Consider the following 16,677-nt stretch of genomic DNA (forward strand, 5'->3'; position numbering starts at 1 on the left):
TAATGTGATTTTGCATACATTATTGGAAGGACGCACTAGCTTTTTTTGTATGCGATTCTATCAACGGTACCCTTCTCGGTGAATTCGGACTCAGATGACGTTATTTGCAAATTTCCAGCCTTTTGAACAGGGTTTCGGACCCCACAGACGCTATCCCACAGAAAGAGGCTCATATGTGGTGTCTTTCTTGCCAATAGCGGCTATGGGGTCCGTTAGCATACCAAAAGTGGAATAATACTGCGATTAGTGTCATCTGTGTCCGATAGGTGCCCAATAGAAGCTCCATATGAGTTCGAGGAGCAGTTCCATAGGTGCCCAATAGAAGCTCCATATGAGTTCGAGGAGCAGTTCCATAGGTGCCCAATAGAAGCTCCATATGAGTTCGAGGAGCAGTTCCATAGGTACCCGATAGAAGCTCCATATGAGTTCGAGGAGCAGTTCCATAGGTACCCATAGTACTCCACAAGTATCCGATTAGTACTCCATAAGTGTTCGAAAAGTACTCCACAAATGTCCAATTAGTGCTTCACAAATTCCCGATTGCTCACCACACGAGCATAAGCGGTTCAGAGAACGTAACCTTCCCCAGAGTTCCTAAACCCTCAGTACACAAACCCTCGATACACAAACCCTCAGTACACAAACCTCCGTTGCGCCCAATAGCTGAATAAGAAGATTGAAGCCTCGGTCAGTAGCTTGGCGGCGACAAGCGGAATAATCAGCTTTTCATTATAGAAATAGAGTAGCCCATAGTTGAACAACAACACGAGGATCACCAGCGCAAAATATTTGGGAAGCGACGCCTGAATCTTGGAGCGTTTGCCGCCCGTGAAGACATATTTTCGATTCATAGAATAGTTGAAGACAGAACTGCACAATCTCGCGGCCGCGACGGACAGGAATAGGTTATGGCTGAGACTCTGGAACAGGAATAAGAGTGTGAAGTCGAGCAGAGCTGACAGCAGCGAAGAAGTGCTGAATATCAGTATTGGCAGATAAATCCTAAAGGAGTCCATCAGAGGCCGGAAATGGGAGGATTTATTATCGTCCAGATAGACGGTATCGATGTACTCTTCCGTAATGGTGTACCCCTCTTTATGGGCGGTCAGCAGCATGTTCATTTCATATTCAAACCGTTCACCGGGAATATGGCATAGCCAATCAAGCATTGATATGGGGTAGCCGCGCAAGCCAGTCTGTGTATCATAAATCTTAGTGCCTGTAGTTAAGGAAAAGACCGTCCGGGTTACCGAGTTGCCGAAGCGGCTGCGCAGAGGAATGGTTCCGGTGAACCGGCGGCTGCCGAGTACGATTCCCGGGGTAGTCTGGTTCCGCAGAGATTCAACGATTCGGCTAATATCATAAGGCAGATGTTGGCCGTCGCTATCCGCGCAGACTACATAGTCCGGCACCCCAACTTCCTGAATATACTGGAACCCTGTCTTCAGAGCACGTCCTTTACCGAGGTTGACTTCATGGGTTAGGACAGTGCAGCCGAATGCTTCGGCCATATCGAAGATTTCACGGTAGTGCGGGCCGCTGCCGTCATCCACAAGAACAATAGGTTCAAGCTGGAAATTATGCAGCTGTAAAATCAAATCGAGCAGTCGTTCATCTGGCTCATAGGCTGGGATCAGTATAGTCATGATGTTGCACCCTCCTTGATATAAAGAATGTCGCTGACGCCCCGCTCCTTGTTTTTGCCCTGCGGATTATTTACGACCCGTCCCATGAAGTACATAGTGGATGAACCACCGCCGTCCAGATTGTAGGCTTCTGTGGCGCCAAGGTCGGACATTACATCGGCTAGCTCAGTAAGGGTCATCCCACGGCTGTACCCTTCATTGCGCCCGTCAACTACGACAAACACATAATGGTTTGGTGCGATCATACCAACTGCGGTGCGGGGATTCGCATTCTGGATGGAATGGTTGCCGAAGTTGGTATCGATTTTGACATTGCTGAAATCACTGGCAATCTCCCCGTCCTGAATCAGAATCGGACCAAAGGAAAGGGTATCGGTGGCCCCTTGCGCCAGCAGTTCAGAGGAAGAAATCTCTTCCTCGTTATAGGTTTGCATTGTCCCATCATCGAACAGCGCCATTGCATCCCGCACAGGATCATCACGATACACCGTGCCGTTACGGATAATCACTCCGTCATTGCGGAAGCCATAGTAATCCCCGTTGATGGCAAATATCGCATTGTTGGCGGAAGCAATGTCCGAGGTATCTTCAGTGATGTTTGTTCCAAAGCTGTTGTCGGCAAAGGCAGTGCGCAGGCTGCTCGCTTCCTTGAGGACGACATCAGCGACAAAATAAGTGATTTGGTCTGATCCGGAACCGGTCTGCACTTGGTCGATCTGGATCTGAATATCATCACTGGAGTAATTCCAGTCGTCAGAGGTTGCGTTAACTTTGGCAGCTGTAACGGCTGTAGCTCCTGAGCTGCTAGTTGTAGCTGCATCATCCGCAACCACGACTTCGACATGTTCGATTAAGTAACGATCTGCCAGACTATATATCACTGTGCCGAGAAGCAGGAGGACAATGATCATCACGATCAGCAGTTTTCGTTTGAAGCTCCAGGCTTGTTTACTGCTCTTGTTCAACATTGAAGCATCACCTCTTTTTGTAAGTTGTTAAGGCCATCATACCTGGGCTACCTTTAATGAAACTGAAATAAAAACTGAAATAGTAAGCGCTCCGGGAAATTGGTATAATTTAACGAAGAGGTTTTCGACTACGGGGAGGTTTGGACATGCCACAGCGTGTGCTGCTGATTGAGGACGACGAAGCAATCAGTGAAATGGTCAGGTCTTATTTGGTAAAAGAAGGTTATGAGATTGAAGCTGTATTTGACGGTGAAGTAGCGGAGAGAACATTTCGGACCGGGGGTCCATTTGATCTTGTGCTGTTAGACCTTATGCTGCCGAAGCGAAGCGGGACTGACATTCTTCAGACTATCCGTGCGGGGAGTCTGGTTCCAGTGTTGATCATGTCCGCCAAAGACAGTGATGTAGATAAAGCGCTTGGGTTAGGCTTTGGGGCAGATGATTATATTACGAAGCCCTTTTCTATGATTGAGCTAGCGGCTAGGGTGAAGGCAGCGATCCGTCGTGCAGGTTATGCATCTCCCAGTATCCAAGTGGAAGATCAAGCTCCGGTGAAGCAAATGATCTCCATTGGCCGATTGACTGTAGATTTAGATAACTTCTCTGCGTTGAAGAATGGGGAAGAAGTAAAGCTAACGTCGAAGGAATTTCATATTCTTAAGCTGTTTGTGACACATCCGGGCCGAGTATTTACCAAAGCGCAGATTTATGCGAGCGTATGGGAGGATGATTATTTCGGGGATGAGAACGTCATTAATGTACATATGAGAAGATTGCGTGAAAAAATAGAAGACGACCCCTCCCATCCCGAATACATTAAGACGTTATGGGGCATCGGGTATAAGCTGGGAGAACAGCTATAATGATTGCGGTGCTAGGTATTGTCATTGTGCTCTTACTGGCCGTCATTGTGTGGCAATATCAGAATTCGCGTAAAGCTTCTAATGATTTGCGATATATGCATGACAAGTTAAGCAGCATTATGGAAGAAGGCTCACATGAAAGATTGCTGCTGTTCAGCGGTAATTTGGAGCTGCAAAACGTGCTGATTGACCTGAACCGGCTGCTGGATATCAATCATAAAGGAAGCATTGAGCGTGTGAGGCTGGAGAAATCCATGCGTAATATGCTGTCTAATATTTCTCATGATCTTAAGACTCCGCTAACGGTTGTGCTTGGTTATATTGAGACCATTCAGCAGGATGAGCATTTGCCGGCTGAGGAACGGGAACGGATGATGAAGATGATTCATCAAAAAGCCAATGAAGTGATCCAGCTGATGAACAAGTTTTTTGATTTGTCCAAGCTGGAATCAGGAGATCGGGAAGTTGCTCTTTCACGAGTTGAGGCAGGTGAAGTATGCAGACGCAACATCCTTTCTTTCTATGATATCCTCAGTGCTAAGGGCAGTGAGGTGGAGATTGAGATTCCGGATGGGGCTGTTTACTTCATGGGAAATGAAGAGGCTCTTGATCGAATATTGTCCAATCTGTTGTCGAACGCAATTTCTTATGGCGACGCGGGGGGCGTATTAGGATTAAAGCTCTATAGTGATGAGAACAAAGTATACATAGAGGTGTGGGACCGGGGAAAGGGCATTAGTGAAGTACACCAAGATAAAGTATTTGAGCGTCTGTATACGCTGGAGGATTCAAGAAACCGGGCTTATCAAGGCAGCGGTCTAGGTCTGACGATCACCAAAAGATTAACGGAGCAAATGAATGGAACGATTACACTGGTTAGTCAGCCGTATGTGAGAACGGTGTTTACCCTTTCTTTTCGCAGATTACGCTTCTAAGGAATAGAATTGTGCGCAGCTTAAGATTTTCGTAAGAAACGAGTAATAAAAAAGAAAATTCTGCTGTGTACAATAAGAACTAAGGAAGACGAGACGAAAACAAAGGGGAGCGCGGAATTGACTACAATACTTCGGACAAGAAATTTAACGAAAACCTATCAAGGTAAAGAAGTCGTAAGCAATGTGAATATGAATATTAAGCAAGGTGAAATTTACGGGTTTCTTGGACCCAATGGTGCTGGCAAAACTACCGTGATGAAAATGGTCACGAACCTCGTTAAACCTACGAGTGGAGAAATTGAATTTTTTAATGAAAAAATGACAGAGCATTCTTACGAAATGCTGAAGCGGATGGGCTGCATCATTGAATATCCCGTGTTTTATGATAAATTGACAGCCAAGGAAAATCTGATTTTGCACGGAGAGTACATGGGCTATTATGATCCGCAAGCGATTGGTGAAGCGCTGGAGCTCGTAAAGCTCACAGGTGTCGATAAAAAGCCGGTGAAGCAATTTTCACTTGGGATGAAGCAACGACTGGGTATTGCCAGAGCCTTCATGACGAAACCTGAGCTGCTCATTTTGGATGAGCCGATTAACGGGCTTGATCCTGTGGGAATCAAGGAGATGCGTGAAGTGTTCCGGATGCTTAGCCGTGAATATGGAATGACGTTACTTGTATCTAGTCATATTCTGGGGGAAATAGAGCAGATTGCTGATACGATCGGTGTGATCCGGCAGGGTGCTCTGGTAGAAGAAGTGGCGATGGATTCCATTCGTGGCCAAAATACTGAATATATCGAAGTGGTTACGAACGAGATTAATAAAGCAGTGTATGTGTTGGAGCATAAGCTTGGGCTTAATAATTTCAAAGTGCTGGACCATATTACAGTAAGAATATATGACGATGGAATCTCACAGCGTGATCTGAATAAGGCGTTAGTGCTAGCAGATGTGGAAATTGAGAGTATCAGCAAAAAACAACATACGCTGGAAGATCATTTTCTGCAATTGATTGGGGGTGAAAGCATTGCTTAAATTAATATCTTTGGAGATTCGGAAGAATAAGCTAAAAACGCTTCTTACAGGTGCTGCAATCGTTAATCTTGCGATTCTTGCTTTTATGATTATGGTTTTATTCGTTGATCAAAATGAGAGTGAACCGTCGTTTGCTTCTTATGCAGAGTTGTTTGAGGGTGTGTTCGTTTTTGTAAAGGCTGCTTATATTATTTTCGCTTCGGTTATTATTAGCAAGCTGGTGATTGATGAGTATAAGAACAACACCATTACTCTTCTCTTCATGTATCCTATCTCACGTAAAAAGCTAATGACTGCGAAAATATTGATAGTGTTCGCCTTCACATTTGTTGCCATTATCGTGGCAGACATTGTAGTCGGCGCTATCCTAATAGGATTCAATTCCTTTGCAGGGCTAATTCCGGGTGAACTGACCCTTCATGTAATCACATCAGAGCTGATTAAGTTAGGCGCAAACGCATTTTATGCCGCGGGTATCGCTCTAATTCCATTGTACTTTGGGATGAAGAAAAAATCAGTCCCAGCCACCATCGTCTCAGCTGTGTTAGTTACCTCCCTAATTTCTGGGGGATTTGATCAAGCGCGTTTAGGTAATTTAGCGGCGGTGTCGATCTCACTTGGTTTGCTAGGAGCAGCCATTGCCTATATGGCCATTCGCAACATTGAACATAAAGATATCGCCTAATAGATTCGGAATTCCCCCCTTTTATAACCCTTTTGTAACGATGAAAAAGCATCGTGATTGGAGTTATAAAGGGGGATTTGACGTTTATCTACGACTGATTTCCGTAATTTTGATATAATAGATATGAAATATATTTTAAATTTTAGATGAACATTGCCCGTTTAGGGGTAATGATAATGGATGAGAGAGCCTGAGGGGATGTGAACTGTGGATAAAGACTGGACGTCCATTCTGAGACGGTTGCTTTCGGAAGAGAGCGCTTATAAATCGTTATATGACCATCATCCTGATTTGATATTCGTTCTGGATAGACAAGGTCGCTGCGTAGGAACCAACCTAACGTTCCATCTAGGCTCCGGCGCAGAAGCGCAGTTTCAAAATACAAGTCCGATATCAGCAAAGAGAAAAAAACTTGGCAATATTGCTAGTTTTGAGGCTGCTCTGCAGGGGAACTCCTCAAGCTTTGAGCTACAAGATTTAGAGAATCCCAAAAAAGGCTCGAATTGCGTAGGCGTTAAACTTTTACCGATCAGAACGGAAGAAGGGATCGCCGGGGTATTCGCGATTACCAAAGTAGCTAACGGAAGCGCTCTTTTACATGCGGAATTGTTACAAGACTGGTTGGATGAATTGGCAGACACCTTGGACACTGAAATACCTGCCAAGGGAGAAGCGGAGGTAAGCTCCAAAGATACCTCAATAGTAGCTGTGAAGGATCAACAATCGAGTCTCATTCTGAATTCTGTCTCCGCGGGAATCTTTGTGCTCGATACAACGGGGCGAACTCTTTTTATTAACCGTGAGGCAGCAGATATGCTAGGCTATCAACCTACAGAATTGATGGGTCTGAAGCTTATGGATTATATCCATCATATCCAAGGTGACGGTTCGCGCTATTCGACGCCTGATTGCCAGATTAGTCTTACGATAGAGGATGGAATCATCCGTAAAAAAGATGATGAGATCTTCTGGCGTAAGGATGGCACCAGTTTTTTTGTTAATTACCGGGTGGCACCTCTTATTGATGAAGGGCTGATCGCAGGTGCGGTTATTGCCTTCAGTGATATTACGAATGAGCGAGAAATCATTCGTGCCAAAGAATCAGCAGAGCAGGCAGCGCAAGCCAAATCTGATTTCTTAATGATGATGAGCCATGAAATTCGGACGCCGATGAACGGGATGATCGGAATGGCTGATCTATTGTTGGATACTGAACTTGGAGAAGAGCAGCGAGGTTATGCCGAGATTTTACGCAGCAGTAGTTATACGTTATTGCAGATCTTGAATGACATTCTTGATTTCAGCAAAATGGAAGCAGGTAAAATGTCACTGCAATCCGAGAAGTTTGATCTCCGCGAGATGATCTCAGACGTCATTGATTTATTTGCACCGAAAGCGGAAGAGAAGAAGCTGGCATTACGGTGGTGGATGGATACTAGCGTTCCAACCATAATCATTGCTGATCCGATCCGCTTGCGGCAGATTGTCGTGAATCTGGTAGGCAATGCGCTGAAATTCACTGAACGTGGGAGCGTGACCCTATCGGTGAAGAACATTCCACTATCTGATGAACAAGAATTTTTGTTGGAATTTTCAGTGCGGGATACAGGTGTAGGAATTGCCGGTAACAAACTCAATCTGTTGTTTCAATCTTTCTCACAGCTGCATCCGTCCATAAACCGTAAATATGGAGGCACAGGTTTGGGACTGGCGATTTGCAAGCAGCTCGTTGAGCTGATGGGTGGGACGATCTTTGTAGAAAGTGAAGAGAATCAAGGTTCTACGTTTCGTTTTATGCTGCCTTGCAGAGCAGAAGATATAGAGCTGGAAGTAACTTCAAACTAGGGGGGTTACACACAAATCTCCGGTCCATTTGCTTAAGAAGCAATGGCCGGAGATTTGTGTGTTATTAGTCCTGAAGCATATACATGAGACCTACAGTATGCGGCCCACAATGGCTGCCAATTACACAACCAGCATGGAGAATTGCTATTTCATTAACTTGAGTTTTCTCTCGTAGTGCTGACTCCAGATAGAGTGCATCTTCTTCCGCCAAGGTATGGACAACGATGAGCAACTCTTTATCCATTCGATCGATGTGAACCAAAGCGTTCTGGAGCATTTGTTCCACAGCTTTTTCCTTTTTGCCACGGATTTTGCTAGTAGGTATGATGCTTCCATCTACCAGTCTAAGAACAGGACGGATTTTGAGTAGACTACCGATGAAGTTCTGCATGCCTGAACAGCGTCCACCCATATATAAGTAATCTAGCGTATCCACAACGAATTCAGTTTCCACAAGGTTGCGGCTGTGCTCCAGCATGGCTGCAATCTCCACCGCAGTGTGGTCTTTTTTAGCAGCTCTGACAGCCTTCATAACAAGGAGGGCAATGCCTCCGCACAAGGTTTGCGAATCTATGACCTGTACGCGTCCCTCAGGAAATTCCCCGGCAGCCAAAAGTGCATTCTGATATGTAGAGGATAGTGAGGAGGAGAGACTGATATATACAATATCTTGTCCGCTACTAATCACGGGTTGAAATGCAGCAATGAAATCTGCTGGCGAAGGTGCTGCCGTTTTCGGCAATACTCCACTAGCGGCTACACGGCGATACACTTCCTCGGGTGTAATATCTTCACCATCTTTGTAGGTACCTTCTTCAAATACTACATAAAGAGGAACGATGCCGATGTCATAAGTATCCTTCCAGTTTTGAGGTAAATCGGAAGTGCTGTCTGAAAATATTTTTACAGTAGACATGAAATTCTCCTTCACCGATAATTCGGATGACAATAATCAATAATCATTATAGAACTATATAATCTATTTATTATACCAAGACTATGCCAATTCTCAAAATGAAATAGTAGGCAATCACAAGAAAAAAGACTATCGAGGTTTCGATAGTCTTTCTAGTTCTATTCTTTTTTCGTAACAGGGATCCATATCTCACAGCGATAGTCCTCTGCGTCTGGTCTCCCCGGAAGATATAGCTCAAACTCAGGCCCGCCTGTATGCTCGTAGCCTGTGGAAGGGAACCACTCTTGGAAAATGCGTGCCCATACCTGCTGGATAGCATCAGGCATCGGCCCTACTGAGGTGAACACAGCCCAACTTGCAGCTGGGATTGTTGTAGAAGCAAAGCCCTGTGCATCAGTCTCTGGAGTAGCTTCGACAGCGATCCAATAGGAGAAGGTTTCTTTATCATGGTTCATGTCAGAGCAGATGCCTAATAAATCCTTATCTCCACCGAGCTCAATCAGCTTATCCGACGTACCATTTTCATTAGCTTCTATCCACAACTGAGGGATGCGGCGCAGATTCTCCCCATCTTTCGTTGTCATTTCCTCTACTAGTCCGATAACATTAAAGGCGTCTCTTTTCTCAATTCTGTAGTCCATTTCTTTATCTCCCTTCAGTGATAGATGGAAGGAGAGTCTAGGGAAAGCCTTGAGCTGTACCCCTGACTCCCGCGCAGCAGAAGGAGTAATTCCATGTGCCTTGCGGAATGCTTTGGCAAACGACTCGGGCGAGTCATATCCGTATTTCAGTGCAACATCCAGCACTTTAACTTTAGAAATAGCAAGCTCCTGTGCAGCCAGAGTTAATCTGCGCTTACGGATATAGTCTTTAATAGATACTCCGGTAAGCATATTGAACATGCGCTGGAAATGAAAGGGGGAGGAGTAAGCAACCTTGGCGATTTCTTCAATCGTCACAGATTCCTCCATCTTGCTCTCCATATAGTCTAAAGCTTCTTTCATGCGGATAAGCCATTCCAAGTCCGTCATCTCCCTTTAAGTTCATACTATCAGGCTGCATTTGCAAAATCCTGTTATTCCGTGCTCTCTAATGACAGGTAGCAGGCAGAAGGATAATCTCATAAAAAATCATCCTAAATAGTATAACTCAGGAAGATAGACAAAGTTAGTCTTTCAATCGATACACTCTTGCTTCATAAGGTCGTAATAATTCCCGTGTGGGTGCATCATCAGGGTAATTTCCAATAATAAGTTCCGTAGCCTTACTTAGCTCTGCGGAAAGATCAACAGTCTGTGGAACCTCATTGAAATTGAGCAGCACCAGCCACTTCTCGTCATCCAGAGTACGCGTATAGGCATATATGTCCTCATGCTCTGGCAAAAGTAGCTTGTATTCGCCATAAGCCATGATCGGATTTTTTTTGCGCAAAGCAAGCAGCCTTTGGTAATAATAAAAGATAGAATCCGAATCAGCCAGCGCCTGCTCCACGTTAATTTCCTTGTAGTTCGGATTAACTTTGAGCCACGGCTCCCCTTCAGTAAAGCCGGCATTCGCAGAATCATCCCATTGCATCGGAGTGCGCGCATTATCACGGCCTTTGATATGAATAGCGTTTAGAACGCTGTTAGGATCAGCGCCGCCTTCGGTAACCTTTTCGCGATACATATTGAGGATTTCTATGTCTTTATAATGTTCAATGGCTGTGAACTTTACATTGGTCATCCCGATTTCTTCGCCTTGATAAATATAGGGCGTCCCTTTCAGCGTGTGCAGTAAGGTAGCGAGCATTTTGGCAGAGATCACGCGATACTTACCATCATCCCCGAATCTTGAGACCATACGTGGCTGGTCATGATTGTTAAGATAAAGACTATTCCAACCCTTATCCGCCAGACCCACTTGCCATTTATGAAGAATATCGCGCAGCTTCGACAACGTCCACGGGGCTACGTCCCATTTGCCGTCAGGACCCGAGTCCACATCCATATGCTCGAACTGGAACACCATTTGCAGCTCTTTGCGTTCCTCGTCCGTGTAAAGGATGGCATCTTCAACTGTAGCGCCAGGAGTTTCACCGACAGTCATAATGTTATAGTTGGATAACACTTTGTCATTCATTTCATGTAAAAACTCATGAACACGTGGTCCATTCATATAATATTCGCCACCCCAGGCAAGTTCCCCGGGAACGAGGCCGTCTCTATGGGAGGAAGGGAGACCTTCCACTTTGGAAATCATATTGATTACATCCATTCGTAGACCATCCACACCCTTGTCGAGCCAGAAGGTGATCATCTTGTATAACTCCTCACGCAGCTTCGGATTCTCCCAGTTGAGATCCGGTTGCTTGCGCGAAAACAGATGCAGATAGTATTCACCAGTAGTTTCATCCAGTTCCCAAGCCGGGCCGCTGAATACAGAACTCCAATTGTTGGGGCGCTCACCATCTGGTCCACCCGGACGCCAAATGTAGTAATCACGATATGGATTATCTTTTGAAGAACGGGATTCTACGAACCAAGGATGCTCATCTGAGGAATGATTGATTACAAGGTCCATCATCAGTTTTATGCCACGGGCGTGCAATCCAGTCAGTAATTCTTCCCAATCCTGCAATGTGCCGAACTCATCCATAATATCTTGATAATCGCTGATGTCATAACCGTTATCGTCATTTGGCGATTTATAGACAGGTGACAGCCAAACTACGTCGACACCTAGCTTTTGCAAATAATCCAGACGTGAAATGATTCCTTGCAGATCTCCAATCCCGTCACCATTGCTATCTTGAAAGCTGCGGGGATAGATTTGGTAGACAACGGCTTCTTTCCAAAAGGTTCTGTTCATTCATAATCACTCCTTTTATAAGTTAGCTTCCTAAAAAATAAAGAGACCCCAAAAGCTTTAAGCTTCAAGGGTCTCTTGGGTGTAAGTTTTATACTGTGACGGAATTGCTATCAGCAGTGATGCTGCTTAGTCCGTTTACGGTATATTCTTTGTCGTAGATAGTAATAGAAGCAGGGATATCAGTTTCATTCGTAACAGTAACTTGTGCATCCGTAACGCTTACTTTCAGACGGGAGCCGCGGAACATAATTTTAAAAGAGTAAGCAGTCCAGTGACCTGGGTTAGATGGGCTCAGTGTCAGTCTGCCGTCATGTACGCGGAGTCCGCCGAAACCATGTACGATCGACATCCAAGTACCAGCCATGCTAGTGCTGTGCAACCCGTCTTCTGTATCATTGTTATAGTTATCAAGATCCAGTCTTGAAGTACGCAAGTACATTTCATAGGCCTTATCCTTATATCCCAGCTCACTGGCTAGAATGGAGTGGATACAAGGGGAAAGGGAGGACTCATGAACAGTGATCGGTTCATAAAAGTCGAAGTTGCGTTTTTTTGTATCCAGATCGTAACGGTCACCCAGGAAATATAATCCCTGCAGAACGTCTGCTTGTTTAATGAAGCAAGAACGCAGGATACGGTCCCATGACCATTTTTGGTTAAGTGGCAGATGCTCACGTTCCAGATCTTTGACTTGAATGATCTCTTTGTCCAGGAAGCCATCTTGTTGTAAGAAGATACCCAGCTCTTCATCCGCAGGATAATACATCTTAGCAATGATGTCTTTCCATTTTGTAGTTTCGCTCTCTTGCAGCCCTAGTTTGTCAACTAGCTCTGCATAACGAGCAGGCTCATTTTCTTGCAAGTATGCCAGTGCTTCCATGGTGTATTCCATAGTCCACGAAGCCATACGGTTTGTATACCAGTTATTATTAACGTTATTCTCGTATTCATTCGGGCCCGTTACGCCGAGCATTACGTATTTGTCTTTACGTGATGCGTAGTGAACACGTTCTTCCCAGAAGCGGGAGATTTCCACGAGAACCTCAAGGCCATATTGTCCCAGATAAGCTTTGTCTCCGGTGTAGTTCACATAGTTGTAAATGGCGTAGGCAATGGCACCGTTCCGGTGAATTTCTTCAAATGTAATTTCCCACTCGTTGTGGCATTCTTCACCGTTCATAGTAACCATTGGGTACAGCGCACCTTTTTTGAATCCAAGCTTACGGGCATTTTCTTTAGCTTTCTCTAAGTGCTTGTAACGGTAGATCAACAAATTGCGGGCAATGGAGGAGTCCGCCGTACTGAGATAGAAGGGAACGCAATACGCCTCTGTATCCCAGTAGGTGCTGCCGCCGTATTTTTCACCGGTAAAGCCTTTAGGCCCAATGTTCAGGCGGTCATCTTCACCATTATAGGTTTGATTGAGTTGGAAAATATTAAAGCGAATCGCTTGCTGAGCCGAAACGTCACCTTCAATAATGATGTCGCTTTCTTTCCATTTTTCTCTCCAAGCTTCAATTTGTTCAGTCAAAAGGGTTACGAACCCAGCTTCCTTAGCAGCTTGCAGAGCAGTTTGGGCGGCGTCGACCAATTGTCCCAGACCGTGATTCCGAGAAGTAACATTGGCTACATATTTATAAATGACGATTTGATTGCCCGCTTGTGCGGTTACGTCCAGTTTGCTGGCTACATATTTCTCTTGTTCGATGACTTCTGCTTCGGCAGTTACCTTTTCACCATTGACAAGGATATCAAAAGCCATAGCAGAGGTGACATGGAAGTCGAGTTTCTTAGTCTTTAGGGTGAGATGTCCATGATCAGGTCCCGCTTGTTTCTCAACTTCATTCCAGAATTTCTCGTCATAGTTGGAATCCTTGTTCTTCACATCACCATCAAGATAAGGAGTAATCGTAATCTTGCCTGAGAAATTAACAGGAATGATGGAATAGCGAATCGCGCCGATTTCTTGACGAGTCATGCTTACGAACCGGATACTTTCTACTTTAACTTCCTTACCATCTTCGAGTGTTGCAGTGAAGCTACGGGAGAGCGTACCTTCTTTCATATTAAGTACACGGCGGAATTCGGAAACGGTGCACTTTGCCAGATCAAGGGGGGTACCCTCGATATCAATGTTAATACCGATCCAGTTCGTGCTGTTAAGTACTTTGGCAAAATATTCAGGATAGCCGTTTTTCCACCAGCCAACACGTGTTTTGTCAGGGTAGTAGACGCCAGCCATGTAGCTGCCTTGCAGGCTGTTACCGCTATATTGCTCTTCGAAATTGGCCCGGCCACCCATAAATCCGTTACCAAGACTAAATACGCTTTCAGAAATTTCTTGCGTCTGTGGATCAAAGGATTCCTCAATAATGGACCATTCATCAATTGTTAAATATTGTTTCACGATAACCGCTCCTTTAAATATGTTAGGGGGATATATAAAATGAACAAATCCCTTGTTAAACTTCCGGTGATATATAAGTGACTGCGCGGAATCTTTGGACTTTCGATCACATTTTGCGGATGAAATCTGATTATAAAGGCGAACGTTATGCTTCTATAGTTCCAAAATTCCTCTCCGTCACTTCATCACCAGAAGGCTAACGATTAATTATTAGTTCATTTAATCTTTGGTTGGAATGTCCACAACAACTCAAATCAGTACTATTTGAGTTAATTATGTTCAATAAACTTATGCAAAAGATTCTTTGAGCAGGGACACACTCATATGAGCAAGCGATGGGACAACAATATTCGCTGCACTCAGGGTTTCCGGCGAACCAATGCCAACACTGAACATACCGGCCCGGGTAGCGGCCTCAATTCCCGCTTCTGCATCTTCGAAGACTACACAATGTTCAGGTGCGGCATCCAGTGCTTTGGCTCCTAATAGGAACACTTCCGGATCTGGTTTAGCAGCACTAGTGTGTGTGCCGTCGATGATTGCATCAAAGTAAGGGGTTAATCCGGTATTATTCAAGATCGTCATAGCGTTTTTGCTGGCAGAACCGAGAGCAACTTTGATGCCATTCGCACGGCACTCTTTTAGGAAATCAAGCGCACCTGGCAGAATCTCAGAACTGTCCATTTTCGCAATATATTCGACATAACGATTATTTTTCTGTTCCGCAAGCTTAGCTTTCTCTTCTTCGTCAATCGTTAGTCCGCCGATTTCCAGCAAAATATTTAGTGAAGCCGTTCTGCTGACTCCCTTAAGGCGTTCGTTATCTTGTTCTGTGAATAGAAACCCCAGTCCATCTGCAAGCTCTTTCCAAGCAATATAATGGTATTTTGCTGTATCGACGATTACTCCGTCCAAGTCGAACAAGCAGGCTTTAATTTCCGACATTGTAGTACCTCCTAAAAGTTTTGACAGCGTCGTGATCCAGCGGATGCCGTATTAGAATCTTATTAAACCGTTTAAACTTTGATTAAGATGTGTAAGTTTATCCTAACCTAAGATCCTAGAAATCACCCATAAAGAACTGGATCAATAAGTATTGTATGATTTAGCGCAAACGTTTGTACAGATTTTCAAAAAATAAATGAAGCGGTTAAACGCTTCACTTATTCATTCGGTTTTATGCTTTGCCAGAGAGTGCATGGATGACTCTCTCACGATCAGACGATGGGGAATAACAAATCGGTTGGTATGACCTGAACCGTTATCCGGACTCTTGATATTTTGGATAAGTACTTGTGATGCGGTGTAGCCAAGATGATAAATTCCTATATCAATACTGCTGATCGGAGGACTAGATAATTCAGATAATGGAATATTGTTAAAGCTTACAATGGCGAGATCGTCTGGAACCTTGTATTTCAGTTCATTCAACCCGCGCAAAATTCCGAACGATACCATGTCATCCACCGCTACCAGCGCAGTGGGGCGATTCGGCAAATTCATGAAAAAGGACATCGCTCTATAGCCGCTATCCTGTAGAAATTCACCTTCTACAATCCATTCATCCCGCATTTCTAAACCGCTATTCTGCAATGCTTTACGATATCCGGCGAGACGGTCACGAGAAACGATTAGATTAGGTGGTCCACTTACGAAGCCAATACGTTTATGCCCCATGGAAATGAGGTGGTTCGTAGCATCGTATGCTGCCATCACATTATCATTATCGACTGATAAAATATTCTCATATTTATCACTTCGGCCAACAAGCACGAATGGATAATCGTTGCTCTCTAGAAAATCAATAACGGCATCATCCGTACGAGAGTAAAGCAGAATAACGCCGTCAACACGGCGACCCTTCAGAAGTCGTGAAACGGCTTCCAGTTCTTCTTTCTCGTTCGCTCCGGAGCTTATTAACACATCGTAACCGGAACGGCTGGCTTGTGTAACGATCCCGCGAATTAATTCCATAAAAAATAGATTAGAGAACAGCTCTTCAGCAGGTTTAGGAAGACTGAAGCAGATGCTGTTAGTAGTTTTCGACACCAAGCTCTTAGCCATCATGTTAGGGGTATAGCCCATATCCTCCATAATAGCTTTAACTTTGCGGGAAGTTTCCAGGCTGATTCTGGGATGGTTGGACAATACCCGGGATACCGTGGAGGGAGATACTCCCGCTTTCTTGGCCACATCCTTAATGGTAACTGTCATTGAAACCTCCTTATGGAACCGTTTGCTTTACACAGTAATATTAATCTAAGAGTTCTAAATTGTAAATAGATAAAGTCATTCAAAAGGGGGAAATTGCTACTTTTGGAAGGAACACAAGAAATTTCAATGTAATATTGTTGCTTTTCACCAAAAAAGTATGAATGATTCGGGAATTTTGATCTTAATATGTATAAATGCGGTCTGGATTTTGCGAAAAGAGTATTCGCTGAATGCAAACGTATGGCTTAAATGATGCAAGAACTTAGCTGAAAGGAAGGGAAGAACAAGTTTCGTTTTTATTGCGGATTTA

General features: G+C 44.4%; 13 protein-coding genes. 5 read left to right on the forward strand and 8 right to left on the reverse strand.

Annotated elements, in window-relative coordinates; translation table 11 throughout:
- Positions 1–632 precede the first annotated feature (632 nt).
- Positions 633–1,646, reverse strand: coding sequence for a bifunctional glycosyltransferase family 2/GtrA family protein (locus NYE35_RS08780; RefSeq protein WP_076214384.1), 1,014 nt, complete (start codon positions 1,644–1,646; stop codon positions 633–635).
- Positions 1,643–2,614 (reverse strand): phosphodiester glycosidase family protein, encoded by a 972-nt coding sequence (locus tag NYE35_RS08785; protein ID WP_143763153.1) that lies wholly within the window; start codon positions 2,612–2,614, stop codon positions 1,643–1,645. The genes NYE35_RS08780 and NYE35_RS08785 overlap by 4 nt, the downstream gene beginning before the upstream one ends.
- Positions 2,615–2,760: 146 nt before the next feature.
- Here NYE35_RS08785 and NYE35_RS08790 point away from each other — a divergent pair, with 146 nt between their 5' ends.
- The 5 genes from NYE35_RS08790 (at position 2,761) to NYE35_RS08810 (ending at position 7,980) form a co-directional block, all read left to right on the forward strand.
- Positions 2,761–3,477 carry a response regulator transcription factor gene (locus NYE35_RS08790; protein ID WP_036684414.1) on the forward strand — a complete coding sequence of 239 codons (717 nt, stop codon included), beginning with the start codon at positions 2,761–2,763 and terminating at the stop codon, positions 3,475–3,477.
- Positions 3,477–4,412 carry a sensor histidine kinase gene (locus NYE35_RS08795; protein WP_036684411.1) on the forward strand — a complete coding sequence of 312 codons (936 nt, stop codon included), beginning with the start codon at positions 3,477–3,479 and terminating at the stop codon, positions 4,410–4,412. The genes NYE35_RS08790 and NYE35_RS08795 overlap by 1 nt, the downstream gene beginning before the upstream one ends.
- A 117-nt stretch (positions 4,413–4,529) precedes the next feature.
- Positions 4,530–5,450: an ABC transporter ATP-binding protein gene (locus NYE35_RS08800; protein WP_036684408.1), complete on the forward strand. Its 921-nt coding sequence runs from the start codon at positions 4,530–4,532 to the stop codon at positions 5,448–5,450.
- Positions 5,434–6,135, forward strand: a complete 702-nt coding sequence (locus NYE35_RS08805; protein WP_249267707.1) for an ABC transporter permease — start codon at positions 5,434–5,436, stop codon at positions 6,133–6,135. Before NYE35_RS08800 ends, NYE35_RS08805 begins: the two co-directional genes overlap by 17 nt.
- Positions 6,136–6,342: 207 nt before the next feature.
- Positions 6,343–7,980 (forward strand): ATP-binding protein, encoded by a 1,638-nt coding sequence (locus NYE35_RS08810; protein ID WP_051491336.1) that lies wholly within the window; start codon positions 6,343–6,345, stop codon positions 7,978–7,980.
- 64 nt (positions 7,981–8,044) lie between these two features.
- Here NYE35_RS08810 and NYE35_RS08815 read toward each other — a convergent pair whose 3' ends face one another.
- The 6 genes from NYE35_RS08815 to NYE35_RS08840 all read right to left on the reverse strand — a co-directional run bounded on the left by NYE35_RS08815 (position 8,045) and on the right by NYE35_RS08840 (position 16,367).
- The gene (locus tag NYE35_RS08815) at positions 8,045–8,896 is read right to left on the reverse strand and encodes a DegV family protein (RefSeq protein ID WP_341120686.1); all 852 of its coding nucleotides are present in this window, start codon (positions 8,894–8,896) and stop codon (positions 8,045–8,047) included.
- Positions 8,897–9,054: 158 nt separating this feature from the next.
- A complete protein-coding gene (locus NYE35_RS08820; protein ID WP_170914210.1) occupies positions 9,055–9,918 on the reverse strand; it encodes an AraC family transcriptional regulator in 864 nt (287 codons plus the stop codon).
- A 145-nt stretch (positions 9,919–10,063) separates the two neighbouring features.
- A complete protein-coding gene (locus NYE35_RS08825; RefSeq protein WP_341120688.1) occupies positions 10,064–11,746 on the reverse strand; it encodes a glycoside hydrolase family 13 protein in 1,683 nt (560 codons plus the stop codon).
- An 88-nt stretch (positions 11,747–11,834) separates the two neighbouring features.
- Complete coding sequence (locus NYE35_RS08830) at positions 11,835–14,153, reverse strand: glycoside hydrolase family 65 protein (RefSeq protein WP_076101639.1); 2,319 nt, start codon at positions 14,151–14,153, stop codon at positions 11,835–11,837.
- Between the two features lie 288 nt (positions 14,154–14,441).
- Entirely contained in the window at positions 14,442–15,098 is a 657-nt protein-coding gene (pgmB, locus tag NYE35_RS08835) for a beta-phosphoglucomutase (protein ID WP_036684390.1), read from the reverse strand.
- Between the two features lie 222 nt (positions 15,099–15,320).
- The gene (locus NYE35_RS08840; protein WP_036684387.1) at positions 15,321–16,367 is read right to left on the reverse strand and encodes a LacI family DNA-binding transcriptional regulator; all 1,047 of its coding nucleotides are present in this window, start codon (positions 16,365–16,367) and stop codon (positions 15,321–15,323) included.
- Positions 16,368–16,677 lie beyond the last annotated feature (310 nt).

The organism is Paenibacillus sp. FSL L8-0494 (assembly GCF_038003695.1).
In the GTDB taxonomy this organism is placed as follows: domain Bacteria; phylum Bacillota; class Bacilli; order Paenibacillales; family Paenibacillaceae; genus Paenibacillus_AQ; species Paenibacillus_AQ odorifer.